Annotated in this window: 19 protein-coding genes; 13 read left to right on the top strand and 6 right to left on the bottom strand. The window is 71.7% G+C overall.

Annotation, left to right across the window (positions count from 1 at the left end; translation table 11 throughout):
* Positions 1-176 precede the first annotated feature (176 nt).
* The 11 genes from C1J00_RS11595 (at position 177) to C1J00_RS11545 (ending at position 11,727) form a co-directional block, all read left to right on the top strand.
* Positions 177-1,694 carry a sugar ABC transporter ATP-binding protein gene (locus tag C1J00_RS11595; protein WP_102908961.1) on the top strand — a complete coding sequence of 506 codons (1,518 nt, stop codon included), beginning with the start codon at positions 177-179 and terminating at the stop codon, positions 1,692-1,694.
* Positions 1,691-2,731, top strand: a complete 1,041-nt coding sequence (locus C1J00_RS11590; protein ID WP_102908960.1) for an ABC transporter permease — start codon at positions 1,691-1,693, stop codon at positions 2,729-2,731. The genes C1J00_RS11595 and C1J00_RS11590 overlap by 4 nt, the downstream gene beginning before the upstream one ends.
* The gene (locus C1J00_RS11585; RefSeq protein ID WP_102908959.1) at positions 2,724-3,734 is read left to right on the top strand and encodes an ABC transporter permease; all 1,011 of its coding nucleotides are present in this window, start codon (positions 2,724-2,726) and stop codon (positions 3,732-3,734) included. The genes C1J00_RS11590 and C1J00_RS11585 overlap by 8 nt, the downstream gene beginning before the upstream one ends.
* A gap of 30 nt (positions 3,735-3,764) precedes the next feature.
* The gene (gene rhaS / locus C1J00_RS11580) at positions 3,765-4,847 is read left to right on the top strand and encodes a rhamnose ABC transporter substrate-binding protein (RefSeq protein ID WP_102908958.1); all 1,083 of its coding nucleotides are present in this window, start codon (positions 3,765-3,767) and stop codon (positions 4,845-4,847) included.
* 17 nt (positions 4,848-4,864) lie between these two features.
* Entirely contained in the window at positions 4,865-5,185 is a 321-nt protein-coding gene (locus C1J00_RS11575) for an L-rhamnose mutarotase (RefSeq protein ID WP_102908957.1), read from the top strand.
* A gap of 17 nt (positions 5,186-5,202) precedes the next feature.
* Positions 5,203-6,627, top strand: coding sequence for a BNR repeat-containing protein (locus C1J00_RS11570; protein WP_102908956.1), 1,425 nt, complete (start codon positions 5,203-5,205; stop codon positions 6,625-6,627).
* A gap of 87 nt (positions 6,628-6,714) precedes the next feature.
* A complete protein-coding gene (locus C1J00_RS11565) occupies positions 6,715-7,740 on the top strand; it encodes a LacI family DNA-binding transcriptional regulator (RefSeq protein ID WP_102908955.1) in 1,026 nt (341 codons plus the stop codon).
* 108 nt (positions 7,741-7,848) lie between these two features.
* Positions 7,849-9,150, top strand: coding sequence for an alpha/beta fold hydrolase (locus tag C1J00_RS11560; protein WP_102908954.1), 1,302 nt, complete (start codon positions 7,849-7,851; stop codon positions 9,148-9,150).
* A 50-nt stretch (positions 9,151-9,200) separates the two neighbouring features.
* A complete protein-coding gene (locus C1J00_RS11555) occupies positions 9,201-9,935 on the top strand; it encodes a PIG-L deacetylase family protein (protein WP_102908953.1) in 735 nt (244 codons plus the stop codon).
* A 22-nt stretch (positions 9,936-9,957) separates the two neighbouring features.
* A complete protein-coding gene (gene sigJ / locus C1J00_RS11550) occupies positions 9,958-10,854 on the top strand; it encodes an RNA polymerase sigma factor SigJ (protein ID WP_102908952.1) in 897 nt (298 codons plus the stop codon).
* Between the two features lie 30 nt (positions 10,855-10,884).
* The gene (locus C1J00_RS11545) at positions 10,885-11,727 is read left to right on the top strand and encodes a pentapeptide repeat-containing protein (RefSeq protein WP_180989508.1); all 843 of its coding nucleotides are present in this window, start codon (positions 10,885-10,887) and stop codon (positions 11,725-11,727) included.
* Here C1J00_RS11545 and C1J00_RS11540 read toward each other — a convergent pair.
* A complete protein-coding gene (locus tag C1J00_RS11540) occupies positions 11,689-13,185 on the bottom strand; it encodes a cytochrome P450 (RefSeq protein ID WP_102908951.1) in 1,497 nt (498 codons plus the stop codon). The two genes, C1J00_RS11545 and C1J00_RS11540, sit on opposite strands and share 39 nt — an antisense overlap.
* A gap of 109 nt (positions 13,186-13,294) precedes the next feature.
* Between C1J00_RS11540 and C1J00_RS11535 the strand changes: the two genes are divergently transcribed.
* A complete protein-coding gene (locus C1J00_RS11535; RefSeq protein WP_102908950.1) occupies positions 13,295-13,903 on the top strand; it encodes a TetR/AcrR family transcriptional regulator in 609 nt (202 codons plus the stop codon).
* 84 nt (positions 13,904-13,987) lie between these two features.
* A complete protein-coding gene (locus tag C1J00_RS11530; protein ID WP_102908949.1) occupies positions 13,988-14,716 on the top strand; it encodes a DUF2470 domain-containing protein in 729 nt (242 codons plus the stop codon).
* On the opposite strand, the gene C1J00_RS11525 is transcribed toward C1J00_RS11530, so the two are convergent.
* The 5 genes from C1J00_RS11525 to C1J00_RS11505 all read right to left on the bottom strand — a co-directional run.
* Positions 14,684-15,877: a lactonase family protein gene (locus C1J00_RS11525; RefSeq protein WP_180989509.1), complete on the bottom strand. Its 1,194-nt coding sequence runs from the start codon at positions 15,875-15,877 to the stop codon at positions 14,684-14,686. The genes C1J00_RS11530 and C1J00_RS11525 overlap by 33 nt on opposite strands.
* Positions 15,878-15,967: 90 nt before the next feature.
* Positions 15,968-17,074: a hypothetical protein gene (locus C1J00_RS11520; RefSeq protein WP_102908948.1), complete on the bottom strand. Its 1,107-nt coding sequence runs from the start codon at positions 17,072-17,074 to the stop codon at positions 15,968-15,970.
* 108 nt (positions 17,075-17,182) lie between these two features.
* Entirely contained in the window at positions 17,183-18,436 is a 1,254-nt protein-coding gene (locus C1J00_RS11515; RefSeq protein WP_102908947.1) for an FUSC family protein, read from the bottom strand.
* A gap of 111 nt (positions 18,437-18,547) precedes the next feature.
* Positions 18,548-19,042: an FBP domain-containing protein gene (locus C1J00_RS11510; protein ID WP_102908946.1), complete on the bottom strand. Its 495-nt coding sequence runs from the start codon at positions 19,040-19,042 to the stop codon at positions 18,548-18,550.
* 100 nt (positions 19,043-19,142) lie between these two features.
* Positions 19,143-19,399 (bottom strand): LuxR C-terminal-related transcriptional regulator (locus C1J00_RS11505; protein ID WP_219728340.1); only part of this gene is annotated, 257 nt, incomplete at its 5' end.

Genomic DNA, 19,399 nt, shown 5'->3' with positions numbered 1-19,399 from the left:
CAACCCCTCCGGCCAAGGCGGTTCCCCGTGACTCATGCGTGACCTTCTGTCCTCGAAATTTTTCGACCGGAACCCATTGACGTGACATGCGCAGCCCGCCTACGGTCCCGGCAACCCAGTTGAAACCTTTCACGACGCCGAGAGGGCCGACCCGCCGGCGTCGTCGAGGAGCCCTCATGACCCACCCGTCCACCACGGGTCCGGCCCCGGTTCTCGCCCTGAAGGACGTCTCCAAGTCCTTCGGCGCGGTCCGCGCACTGCGGGACGTCTCCCTGGAGCTGTTCCCCGGGGAGGTGCACGCACTCGCCGGTGAGAACGGCGCCGGCAAGTCCACCCTCATCAAGACCCTCGCCGGGGTGCACCGCCCGGACGCCGGCCAGGTGCTGCTCGACGGTGCGCCCGTCGCCTTCCACGGCCCCGGCGACGCCCGCGACGCCGGCATCGCCGTCATCTACCAGGAGCCCACGCTCTTCCCCGACCTGTCGATCGCCGAGAACATCTACATGGGCCGCCAGCCGCGCCGCGCCCTCGGCCGGATCGACCACAAGGCCACCCACAACGCGACGGCCGCCCTGATGGAGCGCCTCGGTGTCGAACTCGACCCCGACCGGCCCGCCCGCGGTCTGTCCATCGCCGACCAGCAGATCGTCGAGATCGCCAAGGCGCTCTCCTTCGACGCCCGGGTCCTGATCATGGACGAGCCGACGGCCGCCCTCACCGGCAGCGAGGTCGCCCGCCTCTTCGGCGTCGTGCGCACCCTGCGCCACCAGGGCGCCGCCGTGCTGTTCATCTCCCACCGGCTGGAGGAGATCTTCGAGATCTGCCGGCGGGTCACCACCCTGCGCGACGGCGCCTGGGTCGCCAGCGAACCCCTGGAGGGCATGACCGAGGACGACCTCGTGCGCCGCATGGTCGGCCGCGACCTCGACGAGCTGTACCCCAAGCAGGAGGTCGAGCCGGGCGAGGTCGCCCTCAGCGTGCGCCGGCTGACCCGCGAAGGCGTCTTCACCGACGTCTCCTTCGACGTCCGGCACGGCGAGATCGTCGGCCTGGCCGGACTCGTCGGCGCGGGGCGCACGGAGGTCGCCCGTGCCGTCTTCGGCATCGACCGCTGGGACGCCGGTGAGGTCTCCGTCCACGGCAAGGCCCTGGTCAAGGGGGCGCCGTCCACCGCCATGGCCGCCGGAGTCGCCCTGGTCCCCGAGGACCGGCGCGCCCAGGGCCTGGTGATGGACATGTCCATCGAGCGGAACATCGGGCTGACCGGGCTGCGCACGACGGTGAAGGCCGGGCTCGTGGACCGCGGCGCCGAGCGCAGCCGCTCCCTCGACTGGGCCGTCAGGCTCCAGGTGAAGTACGCCAGGATCGCGGACACCGTCAACACGCTCTCCGGCGGCAACCAGCAGAAGGTCGTGCTCGCCAAGTGGCTGGCCACCGGCCCGAAGGTGCTGATCGTCGACGAGCCCACCCGAGGCATCGACGTCGGCACCAAGGCCGAGGTGCACCGCCTGCTGTCCCAGCTGGCCGCCGACGGTGTGGCCGTCCTGATGATCTCCTCCGACCTGCCCGAGATCCTCGGCATGGCCGACCGCGTGCTGGTGATGCACGAGGGCCGCCTCACCGCCGAGATCCCCCGCACCGACGCCACGGAGGAAACCGTGATGGCCGCAGCCACCGGGAGGGCCGCCGCATGACGGTCGTCACCCCGCGAGAAGCCCCCGTGGCCGACGTGCCCAAGTCGAGCGGCACCCGGCTGGTCGACCGCGTCTTCAAGATGCGTGAACTGGCCATCCTGCTCGTCTTCCTGGTGATGATCGGCGTCACCCAGGCCGGCAACAGCGAGTTCCTGTCCGAGCAGGGCATCAAGGACCTGCTGCTCAACGCGACCATCCTGGTCCTCGTCGCCACCGGCCAGTCCCTCGTCGTCATCACCCGCAACGTCGACCTGTCCGTCGGATCCACCCTCGGCATCAGCGCGTTCGCCGCCGGTGTCTACCTCCAGGGCGGCGGCAACCCCGTCGTGGCGATCGCGCTGGCCGTGCTGTTCGGCATCGGCTTCGGACTGCTCAACGGACTGCTCGTCAGCCTCGGCCAGGTGCCCGCGCTCGTCGTCACCCTCGGCACGCTCTACATCATCCGCGGCATCGACTCCATCTGGGTCGGCTCCCGGCAGATCACCGCGGCCGATCTGCCCGGCGGATTCGTCGACTTCGGCTCCGGCGGCATCGCGGCGGTCCCGTACCTGGCGCTGATCGCGCTGGCCGTGCTCATCGCCACCGCCTACTATCTCAGGCACTTCGCCAGCGGCCGCGAGCTGTACGCGCTCGGCTCCAACCCCGAGGCGGCGCGCCTCGCCGGCATCCCCGTCCGCAAGCGGATCCTCGCCGCGTACACCTTCTGCGGGGCCCTCGCCGGACTCGCGGGCGCGATGTACCTCGCCCGGTTCGGCAACGTCGACTCCGGCACCGGCAACGGCTACGAACTCACCGTCGTCAGCGCGGTCGTCGTCGGCGGGGTCGTCTTCACCGGCGGCTCCGGCAGCGTCTACGGCGCGGCCCTCGGGGCGCTGCTGCTGACCTCCATCAACAGCGTATTGCCCGCCCTCGGCGTCAGCTCCGTCTGGGTGCTCGCCATCAACGGCATCCTGCTCATCCTCGCCATCGCGGTCGACCGGATCGTCGCGCTGCGCGTGGCCTCCGCCCTGAAGAAGAGGAACGCCCGCCATGGCTGACATCTCCCTGAGCCGGGCGGCCGGCTGGTCCGGCCTGAAGAGGTGGGATTCCGCCGTCGGCGCACTGCTGGTCGTGGTCCTGCTGTTCTCCTTCGGCTTCGTCGACGGGTTCGGCAACGCGCTCAACCTGTCGTTCCTGATCGGCAACACACTACCGATCGCGCTGATCGCACTGCCGATGACGCTGCTGGTCGTCTCCGGTGAGATCGACCTGTCGGTCGCCTCCACGGCCGGTCTGTCCGGTGCCGTGATGGGCGCCCTGTGGAACCAGGGGATGACCATCGAGGCGATCATCCCGATCTGCCTGCTGCTCGGTGTCGTGTGCGGGCTGGTCAACGGGCTGCTGGTGACCAGGCTGGGGCTGCCGTCCCTCGCCGTCACCATCGGCACGCTCGCCGCCTACCGGGGCATCGCGCAGATCGTGCTCGGGTCCGACGCGGTGACCGACTTCCCGGTCCAGTACCTGGACTTCGCGTCCGGGCGCATCGGCGACACGTTCGTCCCGTACGCCCTCCTGCCGTTCCTCGTCCTCCTCACCATCGCCGTGGTCGCCCTGCACGCCACGCCGTTCGGGCGGTCGCTGTTCGCGATCGGGGCGAACGAGGAGGCCGCCCGCTTCGCCGGCATCCGGGTCAAGCGGCAGAAGCTGATCCTTTTCACCCTGACCGGTCTGATGGCCTCCCTGACCGGCATCTTCTGGGCGCTGCACTACGCCAGCGCCCGCTACGACAACGCCACCGGCCTCGAACTGTCCGTCGTGGCCGCCGTTCTGCTCGGCGGCATCGACTTCGACGGCGGCAAGGGCACGTTGGGCGGTGCGATCGCCGGGGTGTTCCTCCTCGGCGCGCTGCAGAACGTGATGAGCCTCCAGGACGTGTCCGCCCAGTCCCAGATCGTCGTCACCGGCGTCCTGCTCGTTCTGTCCGTGCTGGGCCCCCGGGTCCTGCGGCAGATCTCCCAAGCGAGGGCGGGCCGCAGAGCCGCCTCGACTCCCACCTCGTAACCCAGCCCTTCCTCGTAAAGGACCAACGCCATGCGCAAGTCAACCCTCCGCCGCAGCTGCGCGGCTCTCGCCACCGCCACCTCCCTCGCGCTCGCGCTCACCGCCTGCGGCGGCACCACCAAGAAGGACGTCGCCGACGAGGGCGCCTCCGCCGCCACCGCCGGCAAGGCCGACCCCAACGCCGCCACCAAGAAGGGCCTCACCGTCGGCTTCCTGCCCAAGCAGGTCAACAACCCGTACTTCACCAGCGCCGACAAGGGCGGCGAGAAGGCGCTGAAGGAGCTGGGGTCCAGCTACAAGGAGGTCGGCCCGTCCAGCGCGACCGACACCGCCGGGCAGGTCTCCTACGTCAACACGCTCACCCAGCAGCAGGTCGACGCCATGGCCGTCTCCGCGCAGGACCCCGGTGCGCTGTGCACCGCGTTGAAGCAGGCCATGAAGAACGACATCAAGGTCGTCACCTACGACTCCGACACCACGCCCGACTGCCGCAACGCCTTCGTCTCCCAGGCCTCCGCCGAGGACCTGGGCCGCACCGAGGTGCAGCTGCTCGCCAAGCAGATCGACTACAAGGGCGAGATCGCGATCCTGTCCGCCGCACAGACGGCGACGAACCAGAACACCTGGATCGACTTCATGAAGGACGAGCTGAAGAAGCCCGAGTACAAGAACATGAAGCTGGTGAAGACCGCGTACGGCAACGACGACGCCCAGCAGTCCTTCCAGCAGACCCAGGGCCTGCTCCAGGAGTACCCGAACCTGAAGGGGATCATCTCCCCGACCACCGTCGGCATCAAGGCCGCCGCCCAGTACCTGTCGGGCTCCAAGTACAAGGGCAAGGTCAAGCTGACCGGCCTCGGCACCCCGAACGACATGCGCAAGTACGTCAAGAACGGCACCGTCGAGGCGTTCGAGCTGTGGGACCCGGCCAAGCTCGGCGAGCTGGCCGCCCGTACCGCCGTCGCCCTGTCCTCCGGGCAGATCACCGGCAAGGAGGGCGAGACCTTCAAGGCCGGCTCCATGGGCGAGTACACCATCGGCAAGGACGGCGTGATCAGCCTCGGCAAGCCGACCGTGTTCGACGCCAAGAACATCGACCAGTTCAACTTCTGACCGACGGAGGGTTGTTGATGCAGCGCGTGTGCTTCCTGCTGAAGGTCCGGGCGGAGCGCCTCGACGAGTACCGCGAGCGGCACGCCGCGGTGTGGCCCGAGATGCTCCAGGCACTCTCACAGACCGGCTGGCACAACTACTCGCTCTTCCTGCGCGAGGACGGACTGCTCGTCGGCTACCTCGAGACCGAGGACTTCGCCGCCGCCCAGGCCGGCATGGAAGCCACCGACGTCAACGCCCGCTGGCAGGCGGAGATGGCGCCGTTCTTCGAGTCGCTGGACGGCGCCCGGCCCGACGAGGCCATGAAACCGCTCACGGAAGTGTTCCACCTCGCCTGAACAATGGAGTTCATGAGATGCACAGACGTACATTGCTGGCCGCCGCTCTCGCCGGAGCCGTCGTGACACCGGCCCTCACCTCCGGCACCGCACGGGCCGCCGACCCCGGCCCCTCCGTGACCCGGACCGGCACCACCACGCTCGACGGCCAGGCCATCTTCTTCGTGTCCTACGACGGGCTGGTCAACAACAACGCGTTCCAGAAGAACGGTCTGCTGACCTACAAGGGCTACCAGTACGCCGTCTGGTACACCGCCGACCGCAACGCCGTCGTCGGCCGCCGCGCCCTGGGCGCCAGTACCTGGTCCACCGTGAAGGTCGGGCACTCCCTCCGCTACAACGACTCCCACAACGTCATCTCCATGGGCGTCTCCAAGGTCGACGGCCGGCTGCACCTCAACATGGACTCTCACAGCGACGGCTTCACCTACGTCAAGTCGGTCGCCGGGCTCCTGGACAACCCCGGCGGGCTGAGCTGGACCACGAGCCGCTTCGGTGCGCCCCAGTCCACCCTGGACGGACTGGCGCTGACCTCGCAGTTCACCTACCCGCAGTTCATATCCACGCCGGAGGGCAGGCTCCAGCTGAGCTACCGCGTCGCCGTCTCAGGCAACGGGCGCAACGCCCTCGCCGAGTACGACGGCACCAAGTGGACCAACCTGGGGGAGTGGTCCAGCTCGACCGGCACGTACAGCAGCGAGCACGGCTCCTCGACCGCCCGCAACATGTATCTGCACGGCATCGACTACGACAGGAACGGCCGGCTGCACTCGCTCTTCACCTGGCGCGAGCAGAACGGCGCCGTGATGTGCAACGGCGGCGGCATCACCAACCACGACACCGGCTACGTCTACTCCGACGACCGGGGCCGCACCTGGCGCAACAACGCGGGCACCGTAGTCGGCGTCACCGGCGGCTCCGACAAGGTGTCCGTGACCGACGCCGGTCTGGTCGTCGACCCGCTCAACCCGGACCACTCCCTGATGAACCAGGAGAGCCAGTGGACCGACTCGGCCGGCCGCCCCCACGCCATCATCAGCTACGTTCCCGGCCGCTTCGGCCAGTGCACGACGAACTACGTCGCCAACCGCACGGCCAACGGCCGCGCTTTCCTCGTCCGCAAGAGCTCCTCCGGCCCATGGCAGAAGACCGAGATACCGGTGCCGCTGAACTCCAGCCAGCGCACCAAGTTGGTCATGGACAAATACAACAACGCTTACGCGATCTTCCCGTTCGGCCGGATCGCCGCCGCCTCGGCGGCCTCCGGGCACACCGACTGGAGGATCCTCTTCGACGGCAGCGGCCTCAACGCCTTCGGCGAGGTCGTCATCGACGAGACGCGGGTCGCGCAGGACGGCGTGCTGTCCTTCATGTACCAGGAGAAGTCCAGCGGAACGACGCCCTCGGCGCTGCACGTGATCGACTTCCGCCTGCCCGCCTGACCGCATCCGGTTCCCGGGGCGGCGTGCCGGTAGTGTGAAGCCGCCCCGGCCGCCGCCCCCTCGTCTCCCTCTGGAGGTCCCTGCCCGATGGCCCAGTCGGTGGGTATCAAGGACGTCGCCCGCGTCGCCGGAGTCTCCGTCGGCACGGTCTCGAACGTGATCAACCGCCCGGACACGGTCGCGACCGAGACCCGGGCCCGGGTGCTGTCCGCGATAGACCGGCTCGGCTACGTCCGCAGCGAGTCCGCGCGCCAGTTGCGCGCCGGCCGCAGCCGCATCATGGGGCTGCTCGTCCTGGACATGGGCAACCCCTTCTTCGTCGACGTGGCGCGCGGGGCCGAGCGCGCCGCCCGCCAGGCCGGAGTCGGCGTGATGGTCTGCAACAGCGCCCAGGACCCGGGCGAGGAGGCCGAGTACCTGTCGCTCTTCGCCGAGCAGCGGGTGCGCGGCGTGCTGCTCACGCCCGCCGACGCGACCGGCCGCAACATCGAGGCGTTCCGCCGCCACGGCATCCCGTTCGTCCTCGTCGACCGGGTCGCCGAGGGCACCACCGAGTGCTCGGTCTCCGTCGACGACGTGGCGGGCGGCGCCCTGGCCGTACGCCACCTCGTCGACGCCGGGCACCGCTCCCTCGCCTACGTCAGCGGCCCGCCCGGCCTGAACCAGGTCCGCGACCGCCGCACCGGCGCCCTCGAAGCGCTCGCCGAGGCCGGGCTCGGGCCCGACGCGCTGCGCGAACTGCCCACCGAACGGCTGGACGTCGCCGCCGGCCGCGACGCCGGGGCCCGGCTGCTCGGCCTCGCCGACCGGCCCACCGCCGTGTTCTGCGCCAACGACCTGCTCGCCCTGGGCGTCCTGCAGGCCATGTACGCGGCCGGTGTCGACGTCCCCGACGACCTCGCCATCGTGGGCTACGACGACATCGAGTTCGCCGCCGCCGCCGCCGTCCCGCTCACCTCGGTGCGGCAGCCCGCCGTCACCATGGGCGCCATGGCCGCCGACCTGCTCCTGGAGGAGACGGAGGAAGAGGGCGCCGGGCGGGCACACGAGCACCACAGGGTCGTCCTCCAGCCCGAGCTGGTGGTCCGCCGCTCCAGCCTGTCCGCCCGCTGAGTCTGAACCGCCGTTCAGCAAGGTTTCATGATCGAAGGACTCACGAGCGGACGCTCGCTGTGATGAACTGGGACGCGGCCCGAAAATCCGTCCGTCCCGGGAGCCCTGTTGACCCACAGCTACCGTCAGCCCGGAGTCGTCCTCACCGACCGCCGCTTCACCGTCCCCCTCGAGCACCACCGCCCCGACGGCGAGACGATCGAGCTGTACGCCCGCGAGGTCGTCGCGAGCGACAAGACGCACCAGGACCTCCCGTGGCTGCTCTATCTCCAGGGCGGTCCCGGCTTCGGAGCGGACCGGTCCGTCGGCCGGCCGGGCTGGCTCGGCAGGGCATTGAAGGAGTACCGCGTCCTCCTCCTCGACCAGCGCGGCACCGGCCACAGCACACCCGCCGGCCGCCAGACGCTCCCGCTGCGCGGCGGTCCGGCCGAGCAGGCCGCCTACCTCACGCACTTCCGCGCCGACTCCATCGTCCGCGACTGCGAGGCCATCCGCGCCGAGGTCACCGGCGGCGCTCCCTGGACCGTCCTCGGCCAGAGCTTCGGCGGCTTCTGCGTGACCAGCTACCTCTCCCTCGCCCCCGAGGGCCTGGCGGCCGCCGTCATCACGGGCGGGCTGCCCTCCCTCGACGCCCACGCCGACGACGTCTACCGGGCCGCGTTCCCACGCGTCGAACGCAAGGTCGGCGCCCACTACGCCCGCTACCCGCAGGACGCCGAACGCGCCCGCCGCATCGCCGACCACCTGCTTCACCACGACGTGGTCCTGCCCAACGGTTACCGGCTCTCCGTCGAGGCCTTCCAGTCGCTCGGCATCGTCCTCGGCACCGGCGACGGCACCCACCGCCTGCACTACCTCCTGGAGAACGCCTTCGTCCGCACCCCGCAGGGCTTCACGCTCTCCGACGCGTTCCTGGAGCAGGCGCAGGCCATGCTCTCCTACGCCCGCCACCCGCTGTACGCCCTGATCCACGAGTCGATCTACGCCCAGGACGCCCGGCCCACCGACTGGTCGGCCGAGCGGGTCCGCGCCGAGTTCCCGCAGTTCGACGCCGCCAAGGCGCTCGCGGGCGACGAGCCCCTCCTGTTCACCGGAGAATCGATTCATCCCTGGATGTTCGAGTGCGACCCGGCCCTGCGCCCACTGCGCGAGACCGCCGGCGCGCTCGCCGCCCGCACCGACTGGACGCCGCTGTACGATCCGGCCCGCCTCGCCGCCAACGAGGTACCGGTCGTGGCGGCCGTCTACCACGACGACATGTACGTCGACACGGCCCACTCCCTGCGCACCGCCCGCACGATCCGGGGCTTGCGCACCTGGATCACGGACGAGTTCGAGCACGACGGCATCCGCACCGGCGGCCCCCGCGTCCTCGACCGGCTGCTGGCCCTCGTACGGGACGAGGCGTGATGCCGTGCCGTACGCCCCGTGATGTCGGTGGCGCCGATTAGTCTGCGAACATGACGACCACTCAACTGCAGCCCATGCCCGGCGACTGGCGGCGTGCCCTCGCGGTCGTGGCACACCCGGACGACCTGGAGTACGGCTGCTCGGCCGCGATCGCGGCCTGGACCGACGAGGGCCGCGAGGTCGCCTACGTCCTCGCGACCCGGGGCGAGGCGGGCATCGACACCATCGAGCCCGCGCGGTGCGGGCCGCTGCGCGAGCGGGAACAGCGGGCGAGCGCGGCGGTGGTGGGCGTGTCGGAGGTGGAGTTCCTCGACCACGGGGACGGCGTCATCGAGTACGGCACCGCCCTGCGCCGCGACATCGCCGCCGCCATCCGCAGGCACAAGCCCGAGCTGGTCATCACGCTCAACCACCGTGACACCTGGGGCGGCGTCGCCTGGAACACCCCGGACCACGTCGCCGTCGGCCGGGCCACGCTCGACGCGGCCGGCGACGCCGGAAACCGGTGGATCTTCCCCGAGCTCGTCGAGCAGGGCCTCGACCCCTGGGACGGCGTGCGCTGGGTCGCGGTCGCGGGCTCAAGCACCCCCACCCACGCCGTCGACGCGACGGACGGTATGGAGCGCGCGGTGGCCTCGCTGCTGGAACACCGCAGCTACATCGAGGTGTTGACCGACGAGGACCCGGAGACCTACGTCCGCCGCTTCCTGACCGGGCACGCCGAGGCCATGGGGGAGCGGTTCGGAGGCAGGCAGGCGGTGACGTTCGAACTGTTCAGCAGATGACCGGCGCACGACGGGGGAGACCATGACAGGCAGCGAGGAACTGGCCGAGCGGTTCGAGGAACATCGCGGCCATCTGAAGGCGGTCGCGTACCGCATGCTGGGGTCACTGGCCGAGGCGGAGGACGCCGTCCAGGAGGCCTGGCTTCGGCTGAGCCGCTCCGACGCGGACGACATCAAGAACCTGGGCGGCTGGCTGACGACCGTGACCGGCCGCATCTGCCTGGACCTGCTGCGCTCGCGCGCCGCACGCCACGAGGAACCGATGGGCGACGCCTTCGTCCCGGACCCGGTGCTGCGACCCCTGGCGCAGGTCGTCGACCCGGCGGAGGAGGTGCTCCAGGCCGACTCCGTGGGCCTGGCCCTGCTCGTCGTCCTGGAGAACCTGGCGCCCGACGAGCGGCTCGCGTTCGTGCTGCACGACATGTTCGCCGTGCCGTTCGACGACATCGCGCCGATCGTGGAGCGCAGCCCGGCCGCGGCCCGGCAGCTGGCGAGCCGTGCGCGGCGCCGGGTGCGTGGCGCCACCCCGTCGGCCGATCCGGACCTCGGCCGCCAGAAGCGGGTGCTCGACGCCTTCCTGGCCGCCTCGCGCGGCGGTGATTTCGAGGCGCTGCTCGCACTGCTGCACCCGGACGTGGTGCTGCGGGCCGACTCGGGGGCGCTCGTGCGGGGCGCGGCCGCGTCCAAGGTCGTCCACGGCGCGAAGACGGTGGCGGAGCAGGCGCTGATGTTCGCCCGCTACGCGCAGGCCGCACAGCTGGTGCTGGTCAACGGCTCGGTCGGGGTCGTCCACGCGCCCGAGGGCCGCGTGCAGTCGGTCATGGGCGTCACGATCGCCGACGGCCGCATCACCGGCCTGTACATCCTGGCCGACCCCGAGCGGCTGGAGCGCCTGGAGTCACCCGGGCCGGCGGTGTGACCGGAACTCAGCCGTCAGTTGTCGTTCCGTATGCTGAACGGCATGCGAGAACACCAAGCTGAGCAGGCCGACCTGCGCGGCGACTGCGAGCGGTGCTTCGGGCTGTGCTGCGTCGCCCTGCCCTTCGCCGCCTCGGCCGACTTCGCGGTCGACAAGGCCGCCGGCACGCCCTGCCGCAACCTCCGGGAGGACCACCGCTGCGGCATCCACGCGAAGCTGCGGCAGAAAGGGTTCTCCGGTTGCACGGTCTACGACTGCTTCGGCGCCGGGCAACAGGTCTCGCAGGTCACGTTCGGCGGGCGGGACTGGCGTACCGGTCCGCGGGACGACGCCCGTCGTATGTTCGAGGTGTTCCCGCTGGTCAGGCAACTGCACGAGCTGCTGTGGTATCTGACCGAGGCGCTCGCCCTGCCGGCGGCCCGTCCCGTCCACGCCGAGCTGCGCAAGGCCCTGGAGAAGACCGAGGAGCTGACCGGCGGGACCCCCGAGGAACTCGCCGGGCTGGACGTGGCCGCGCACCGCCAGGAGGTCAACGTCCTGCTGCTCAGGACGAGCGAGCTGGCCAGGGCCGGCACCAAGGGCCGCAAGAAGGACCGCCGGGGCGCGGACCTCATGGGCGCCCGGCTCAGGGGCGCCGACCTGCGCGGCGCCAGCCTCCGCGGCGCCTACCTCATCGCGGCCGACCTCACCGGCGCGGACCTGCGGGGAGCCGACCTGATCGGCGCCGACCTGCGCGACGCGGACCTCACGGACGCCGACCTGACCGGCGCGTTCTTCCTCACCCAGCCACAGCTGAACGCGGCCCGTGGGAGTGCCGGGACCCGGCTGCCCGGGTCAGTCGCCCGCCCCGGGCACTGGACGGCGCAGGTCTGAGGCCGGCTCCCGCACCGTCGTACGGCGCTCCGGGCGCAGCCGCAGGCCCTCCGGCATCAGGGTCAGCCGTTCCGTCACGCGCAGCCGGTAGGCCGGGTCGGCCCGCAGCTCGTAGCGCCGCAGCAGCAGCCCGAGCACCAGCGTGGCCTCGTGTAGCGCGAACTGGCGCCCGATGCACGCCCGGGCGCCCGTCCCGAACGGCTTGAAGGTGTGCGCCGGCCGGGACCGTACGGCCTGGGCGTCGAAGCGGTCGGGGTCGAACCGCTCGGCGTCCGCGCCCCACACCTCGGGGTCGCGGTGCAGCATCGGCGTCAGCACCAGTGCCCACGCCCCGCGCCGCATGGGATGCTCCCCCGCCAGCACCGTGTCCTGTCGGGCCTGCCGGGAGAACGCGGGCGCGGTGGGCCACAGCCGCAGCGACTCGTCCAGCACCCGTCGGACGTAGCGCAGCCGGGCCACCTGCTCGTACGCGGGTTCCGCCGTGTCCCCCCACACCCGGTCCACCTCGGCGCGGGCCCGGGCCGCGATCTCGGGGTGGCGGGCGAGGTAGTGCAGCGCGAAGGAGAGCGCGCCCGAGGTCGTCTCGTGCCCGGCGACGAGGAAGGTGATGACCTGGCGGCGGACGTTCTGCGGCGCCAGCCGTTCCCCGGTGCCGGGATGGGCCGTCTCCAGCATGCGGTCGAGCAGATCGCCGGCGCCGCCACCGGTGGCGCGCCGCGCCCGGACCAGTTCATCGACCGTGTGGTTGAGGAGGGCGATGTCGGCCTCGTTGCGGCGGCTCGCACTCCGCAGCAGCAGCGGGGCCAGCGGGAAGGGCACGGTGTTGAGCCGCTGCGCGTAGGTCAGCGTGCCCACCATCGCCGTCACGAAGGGATGCGGCCGGGAGCGCTCGAACGAGCCGAAGTCGTGCCCGAAACCGGTGCGCGCGATCGTCTCCAGCGTCAGCTTGGTCATGTCGCCGGGCACGTCCACCGCCCGGCCCGTCGCCGCCGCCCGGTCCCAGTGTTCCGTCAGCCGCTGCGCGACGGACAGCATCATGGGGTGGTAGCCGGCCATGGCGTCACGGCTGAACCCCGGGGCGAGCACATCGTGGGCCAGCTGCCAGTTGGGCTCGTGGTTGTACGCCGTGAACAGGCCGTCCCCGGCGACCGGCCGCAGGTTGGCCACGCCGAGTCCCACGTGTTTGGCGAACCGCGCCTCGTCCGCGAGGTCGGCCGTGTGCCGGGCACCCCACACGAACACGAACTCCTTGCCGAACGCCTGCCGCCTGAAGACCGGCCCCAACTGGCGCGCGTAACGCATCGACTCCTGCACGGGGGTACGCCGGTTCACGCCGACCACGTCACCGAGGAGCGGGATCCTGCGCGGCGGATGCGGAATGCGCTCCAGCTCCGGCCATGCATGCTCGGCGCTGCGGAACCCCTTGGGCTCTACGGTCCGTATCGGCGCCTTAGCCATGACGCGATCTCCCTTGATCCGGCGGCGGGTTCGCACGTGTTGTACGTGGGTTCAATAGGGCGTTTCAGTCTGGTGCCGTTGTTGAACCGACGTCAAGTAAAGTGCGGGCATGGCCGCGAACCAGGGCGGGCGCACGCGTCGCCGGCTCAGTACCGAGGAGCGCCGGGAGCAGCTTCTGTCGGTCGGGGCGCGGCTGTTCTCGGAGAGTCCCTTTGACGACGTGTGGATCGAGCAGGTCGCCGAGATCGCCGGGGTGTCGCGCGGGCTGCTGTACCACTACTTCCCGACCAAACGGGACTTCTTCGCGGCGGTCGTCGAGCGCGAGAGCGAGCGCATGCTCCGTATGACGGCGGCGGTGCCCGGCGTACCGGTCCGCGAGCAGCTCACGGCGGGTCTTGAGACGTTCTTGGAGTACGTCCAGGCGCACGCGCACGGCTATCGGGCCTTCCATCGCGCCGACGCGGCCGGGGATCAGGCGGTGCGACGGGTCTACCAGCGGGCTCTGGCCGCGCAGGAGCGGCAGATCCTCGCCGCATTGGGCGCGGATCCCGAGTTCGGCCCGGATTTCGGGGAGCGGCCGGAGATCCGGCTGGCCGTGCGCGGCTGGCTGGCGTTCACCACGGCCGTCTGTCTGGAGTGGCTGCGCGGCACGGAGTTGAGCCGGGAGCAGGTGCGTGAGCTGTGTGCGCGCGCGCTGCTGGGCGTCCTCACCGTCTGAAAGGTCTCGCAAAGCCGCGTGACGTGGTTGGCGTGCACCCCGATCTTCGGTAGTTTAGGTGAGGCTTACCTAAGGAGGTCTGGGATGGGTGACGACAGCCACAGCTGGACAGCGGCTCCCGCCGCCGCGGAGCGGGCGCGCTCGGTGCTCGCCGCCGCGTGGTCCTGCTCCGTGACCGCGGAGGGCACGCGGGAGGAGCTGGTCGGCGCGCACACCGTGGGCGAGGACGGACGCGTGTACGTGGACGTGCCCGAGGACAGCTCCCTGCTCACGGCCGCGATCTGCGCGCCCCGCGGCGAGCCGTCCGCGGTACTGGAGTTCGCCGACGTCGCGCCCGTCCCGGTCGGCAACCGGATCCGCGCCCGGCTGTGGCTCGCGGGCTGGTTCGCCGTCGAGGGCGAGCGGCTCGCCTTCACGCCCACGCGCGTGGTGCTGCGGCGGCCGTCCGGCTCCGTGGTCGTGGACCTCGACGAGTTCGCCGCCGCCGTGCCCGACCCGCTCACCACGGCCGAGGCCCGGTTGCTGACCCACCTCGCCGACTGCCACGCCGACGCCGTCGAGCGGCTCACCCGGCTCGTCGACTCCGAGAGCCTCCACCGCGCTGTCCGCGTCCAGCCCCTCGCCGTCGACCGGCACGGGCTGACGCTGCGCATCGAACGCGCCCGCACCCACGGCGACGTACGCCTCGCGTTCCACGCGCCCGCCGACGACGTCGCGCAGCTCACCGAGCGTATGCACATCCTGCTCAGCCAGGCCAGCGCCGCGTCGTGCCCGCGGGCCCTACAGCGGCAGCGCACAGACGGCGACGGGTGAGGGGAACGCCTCGCCCGCGCGCCGCAGTTCGCCGTCCGCCCCGTTCACGTGGAAGACGGTGACGGTGGAGGACTTCTGATTGGCCGCGAACAGCAACGTGCCCTCCGGCGAGAAGGCGATCTGCCGCGGGAAGTCACCGCCGACCGGCACCGTGCCGAGCAGCCTGAGCCGGGCGCCGTCCGCCTCGACGGCGTAGCGGGTGAGGCTGTTGTGGCCGCGGTTGGCGAGATAGGCGTTGCGGCCGTCGGCGGGCACCAGGATCTGCGCCGGGTAGCTGGTGCCCGAGCCCGTGCCCGTCGACTGTGCCTCGCCGACCTCCACACGGCCGGAGGCCGGGTCGTACGAGCAGACCGCCACCGTGTTGTCGACCTCGTTGGCGAGGTACGCGTACCGGCCGCCCGGGTGAAACGTGAGGTGGCGTGGCCCCGCGCCCGGCCGGGTGTGTGCCCGCGCGACCTCGGTGAGCGTGCCTGCCTTGTCGTCCAGCCGGTACGTGTAGACGGTGTCCGTCCCCAGATCGACGGCGAGGACATGGCCCCCGTCCGGGCTGGTGACGAACTGGTGGGCGTGCGGGCCGTCCTGACCCGGGCCGGGCGGCGGAGCGGTGTGCCGGACGAGGTCGGTGCGCTCGCCCAGGGCGCCCGAGGCGTCGATGGGATGCACGGCCACGCTGCCCGAGCCGTAGTTCGCGCTGAGCAGCCAGCGCCCGCCCGGATGCACCGACAGATGGCAGGGCGCCGCCCCGCCGGTGCCCCGGCTGCCCAGGACCTTCCGGTCGGCCAGCCGCACGGCGGTCACGGCACCGTCGTCGCGCTCGTCCACGGCGTACAGCGTGCGGCGGTCCGGGTGGATCGCGAGGTACGACGGGTCGCCGACGCCGGTGACGGTGCCGGTGCCGGTGATCCGGCCCGTCGCCGCGTCGTACGTGGCCAGACCGATGCCCTTGCCGCCGCCCTCTGCGGACGTGTAGGTGCCGAGGTACAGCGGGCGGGGCCCGGAGGGGCGGCGGGCCTCTCCCGACGGGCCCGTGCCCGTCTCGGGCTGCGGGGCCGGAGTCGTCTCCGGCGCGGGGGAGTTGTCACAGGCCGGCAGCGCCGCCGCGGCGGCCCCGCCCGCCAGTGCGCCGACGAACCGGCGCCTGCTCCAGCCACCACTGTCCATGTCGCCCCTCAGGTCGTCACTCGTCCCCGTCGTGACAGCCACCTTGACGTTTCCGAGCCGCCGGGTGCAACAACGGCAGGCCCCGGCCGCCTACCAGTCCCCGTCCTCGACCGGTTGCCCCGGGACGTCCTTGAGCTGCTGGGTCTGCCCCGGCGTGGGCGGCTGCCAGGGCTCGTGGTCGTCGCCGAGCCAGTCGCCGACCGGTTTCACGGACTGGAGTGAGTGGGCGGAGGGCACATCCTGTGCGTCCTCGTCGTAGTAGTCGAACCAGGGCAGGCCCGCCCGGGTGTACGCGGCCCGGTCGACCGGCGACGGGGGAGCGGCCTCGCCGGTGATGCGGCGCCACTCCGGGGGTGTCACCAGGTGGACGAAGACCCGGCCCGCCGGCTGCTCCGACCAGTCCGTGAGCGGCCGGTCGTCCTGGTAGACCTCCTGCCGCAGGGAACCGCCGACGCCCAGACCCATCGCGGCGGCCGCGCGGGGAGGGCCCGCCGGAGCGGCTCCCGCGGCCGGCGCCGGAACCGGCCCGGGCGCGGGCGGAGCCGCCATCGGCATGGGGGCGCCGAAGCCGGCCGAGGCGGACGGCGCCGCCGTGGGCATCGCGGCGCCGTAGCCACTCGGCGGAGGCATCGCCCGCTGCCGCTCCGCCCGCTGCCGCTCCTCCTGCCGCCACCGCGCCAGCTCCCGGTCGTTGAGGGCGAAGGACCGCAGCTGGACCCCGCCCCACACCTCCTCGCCCGTGACCTGCCCCTCCACGGTGGCGCCCAGGCCGAGCGGGACGGCCACGAACTGCCGGACCGTGCCCGTGCCGGAGTTGATGCCGTCCAGCCAGGGCTGGCGGGGGAGCGCCACGTAGTTCTGCGGGCCGCGGGTAAGGCGGTCGCTCCAGGGGCGGCCCGAGACCGCACACACCTTGCCGACCCCCACCTGGAGCGCGGCCGGCTCCGAGGTGCCCGCGAAGCTCAGCCACATCGCCTCGCGCAGATACACCGGCAGCATCACACCGCCGCGCGCCCGCCACGTCTCGGGAACCCTGTCCCCGTAGTCCGCGACCCGCCGCACCGGGAACTCGCCGAGCCCCGGCGGCAGCGGATGCGTCCCGGTCTCCGGCAGGCGCAGGGTGCGGATGAACCGCACGGCGACCCCGCCCGGCAGCCGCAGTGTGTTCCCGTCGATCCGCACGGTCGTGTCGGCCATCGGCCCGCTCCTCGCGTCAGGCGCCGGCCCTTGCCGGCGTTCCCCTCAGGGGTCCTTTCCTGTGCCCGTCCGGGTCGCGCGGCCGGACGCACAGAGGGAAAGGGCCCCTCAGCGAGAACGCCCGCCGAACCCCGCGCGGTTCCGCCACATCTGTTCCGTGACGCCCAGCCGCTCCCGCAACCGCGTCAGACGGGGCATCCGGGCGCGCTGCTCGCGCGACACACGGTCCAGTTCCTCGAACAGGCGCCGGGTGCGGTGCTCGGTGTCGAGCTCGTCGAGGATGCGGTTGACCTCCGTCAGGACGGCTCCTGGAAGCTGCCAGTGCCCGGGTGCCCGTTCTGCCTCCTCGCGCAGCAGCAGGGCCAGCTTGTCGCGGGTGCCCGCCGCTGTGCGCAGTTCCGCGGCCAGACGCTCCTCCGCCGACTCGGCGCTCGTGCTGAGGTGGGTGGTCACCAGTACCGCGAAGCTCACCACGGCGTCGGCGATCTCGGACAGCAGCTGCTCCAGGGCGGCGCCCGTCTCGGCCTCGAACGGGGGCTCGGGTTCGCGCCCCTTGGCGAGGTCGGTGAGGGAGCGGGCGAGGACCCGCAGGACGACCGTGCAGATCTCCAGCGTGTCGAGGCCGGTGCGCAGCACGACCCGGTGCAGCACACTGTCCTGCACCCGCGGGTTGAGCCGCAGACTGTCCTCGGCCTGCCGGAGGGCCGCGTCCACCTCGACGATGTCGTGGTCCAGGCGGCGCGCCTCGTGCAGCTGCTTCTCCGCGCGCTCCACGGGCGTGCCGCCGGCGGCCTCCTCGCCCATGCGCAGCATCAGCTGCCGCAGTCGCCGGGCCAGGTCCCCGATCGACTCGCCCGCCTCCTCCACCCACACCGGTGGAGCCAGCAGCAGGTTGCAGGCGAGGCCGACGACCGCCCCGATCAGCGTCTCCACCACCCGGGCCCAGGCGGTGTCCCCGACGCTGGTGACGCCGAGGACGAGCATCGCGCTGATCGCGACCTCGGGTACGTACTCCTCCACCCGGACCAGCCGGCCCACGGCCAGCGAGGCCACCAGGAGCAGCGCCAGACTCCACCAGGTCAGGCCCACCAGCAGGCTGAAGGCGATGGCGAGGAGAACGCCGGTCACCACGGCGTTCACCCGCCGGAAGCCGTTGGTGAGCGTGGCGTACAGCGTCACCTGGACGACCAGAAGCGCCGTCAGGGGAGCGGTGAGGGGCGCCGCCTCCGGGCTCAGGCGCAGCGCGATGACGTAGGCGATCGTCGCGGCGGTCGCGGACCGCAGCGTCTGGACGACCACGGGATCACGGCGCTTCCTGACGATCCGCCCGGCCTGCGCCGTCCACTCGCGTACCTCTCGCATCCTCGGGCTGTTCCCTTTCCCCGGCGCATCGAACGCATCCGTCGAACACGTCCGTGAAGGACGCTCATGAAGGACGTTAGTGCGGGGGCAAACCACGGGCGACCGAGGGGCTCAGGCGTACACCTTGTCGAGGAAGGCGGCCAGATGGCCCGTGGTCCGCTCGATCTGCTCCTCCAGGGTGAGGCTCTCCTCGAACCGGGCCCCGCTCTCCAGTGCCTTCTTCCCGCGTACGTACAGGGAACAGGCGAGGTCGGTGCACATGTACGCCCCGACGGTGTTGCCCTCACGCCCGGCCGCCCCCGCCTTGCGGGCGGTCATCAGCGAGACGCCGCCCCGCGGGTGGGTCGTCAGGCACAGCGAACACATGCTGCGGTGCAGGAACCCGCGCTGCGCGGCTTGGAACCGCATCGCGACGCCGACGAGACGGCCTTCCCGCCCGGTCACCAGATAGCTCCGGTCGGGCGCCCCCGGATCACGCCACCCTAGGAAGTCGAGATCGTCCCAGGGCCGCGCGGCGAGGTCCCGGGGCACGGCCAGACGCTTGGCCTCGCCCTTCGAGCAGTTGATGAAGGAGGAGCGGATGTCCTGCTCGGTGAGCGGCTGCACGGGAGACTCCTGGGAAGCGGTCGTCGCGAAAACTAGGGTCCTGGGCTTATGGGCCAGGTCAGGTTAGACAGCCTCGGAGCAGCGGGCGACCGGATTTCCGTCAGGCCTCGTCACCCGGGACGCCCGGCGGCCACACCCCGGGGGCCAGCACCCCCAGGGCGTACGCCCTGGCCACCAGTTCCGTGCGGTTGGAGGCGCCCCAGCGGGACGACAGGCGGCGCAGATGGTAGGTCACCCCGTCCGCGGTGAGGGCCGTCTCCCGGGCTGCCCGGGCCGTGGTGGCGCCGGCGGCCAGAAGTGCCAGGATGCGGGCCTCCACCGGGGTGACCGGGGTCTGTGCAGCGGGTGCGGCGGGGG

Origin of the sequence: Streptomyces cahuitamycinicus, assembly GCF_002891435.1 — a bacterium.
GTDB classification, from domain to species: Bacteria; Actinomycetota; Actinomycetes; order Streptomycetales; family Streptomycetaceae; genus Streptomyces; species Streptomyces cahuitamycinicus.
Note: the sequence above shows the minus strand (reverse complement) of the source record. Positions and strands in the feature narration are given on the sequence as shown.

Bases quoted from the DNA above. Each gene is read 5' to 3' on its own strand.
- C1J00_RS11595 (WP_102908961.1), top strand. From the start codon at position 177: ATGACCCACCCGTCCACCACGGGTCCGGCCCCGGTTCTCGCCCTGAAG.
- C1J00_RS11590 (WP_102908960.1), top strand. From the start codon at position 1,691: ATGACGGTCGTCACCCCGCGAGAAGCCCCCGTGGCCGACGTGCCCAAG.
- C1J00_RS11585 (WP_102908959.1), top strand. From the start codon at position 2,724: ATGGCTGACATCTCCCTGAGCCGGGCGGCCGGCTGGTCCGGCCTGAAG.
- rhaS (WP_102908958.1), top strand. From the start codon at position 3,765: ATGCGCAAGTCAACCCTCCGCCGCAGCTGCGCGGCTCTCGCCACCGCC.
- C1J00_RS11575 (WP_102908957.1), top strand. From the start codon at position 4,865: ATGCAGCGCGTGTGCTTCCTGCTGAAGGTCCGGGCGGAGCGCCTCGAC.
- C1J00_RS11570 (WP_102908956.1), top strand. From the start codon at position 5,203: ATGCACAGACGTACATTGCTGGCCGCCGCTCTCGCCGGAGCCGTCGTG.
- C1J00_RS11565 (WP_102908955.1), top strand. From the start codon at position 6,715: ATGGCCCAGTCGGTGGGTATCAAGGACGTCGCCCGCGTCGCCGGAGTC.
- C1J00_RS11555 (WP_102908953.1), top strand. From the start codon at position 9,201: ATGACGACCACTCAACTGCAGCCCATGCCCGGCGACTGGCGGCGTGCC.
- sigJ (WP_102908952.1), top strand. From the start codon at position 9,958: ATGACAGGCAGCGAGGAACTGGCCGAGCGGTTCGAGGAACATCGCGGC.
- C1J00_RS11545 (WP_180989508.1), top strand. From the start codon at position 10,885: ATGCTGAACGGCATGCGAGAACACCAAGCTGAGCAGGCCGACCTGCGC.
- C1J00_RS11540 (WP_102908951.1), bottom strand. From the start codon at position 13,185: ATGGCTAAGGCGCCGATACGGACCGTAGAGCCCAAGGGGTTCCGCAGC.
- C1J00_RS11535 (WP_102908950.1), top strand. From the start codon at position 13,295: ATGGCCGCGAACCAGGGCGGGCGCACGCGTCGCCGGCTCAGTACCGAG.
- C1J00_RS11530 (WP_102908949.1), top strand. From the start codon at position 13,988: ATGGGTGACGACAGCCACAGCTGGACAGCGGCTCCCGCCGCCGCGGAG.
- C1J00_RS11525 (WP_180989509.1), bottom strand. From the start codon at position 15,877: ATGGACAGTGGTGGCTGGAGCAGGCGCCGGTTCGTCGGCGCACTGGCG.
- C1J00_RS11520 (WP_102908948.1), bottom strand. From the start codon at position 17,074: ATGGCCGACACGACCGTGCGGATCGACGGGAACACACTGCGGCTGCCG.
- C1J00_RS11515 (WP_102908947.1), bottom strand. From the start codon at position 18,436: ATGCGAGAGGTACGCGAGTGGACGGCGCAGGCCGGGCGGATCGTCAGG.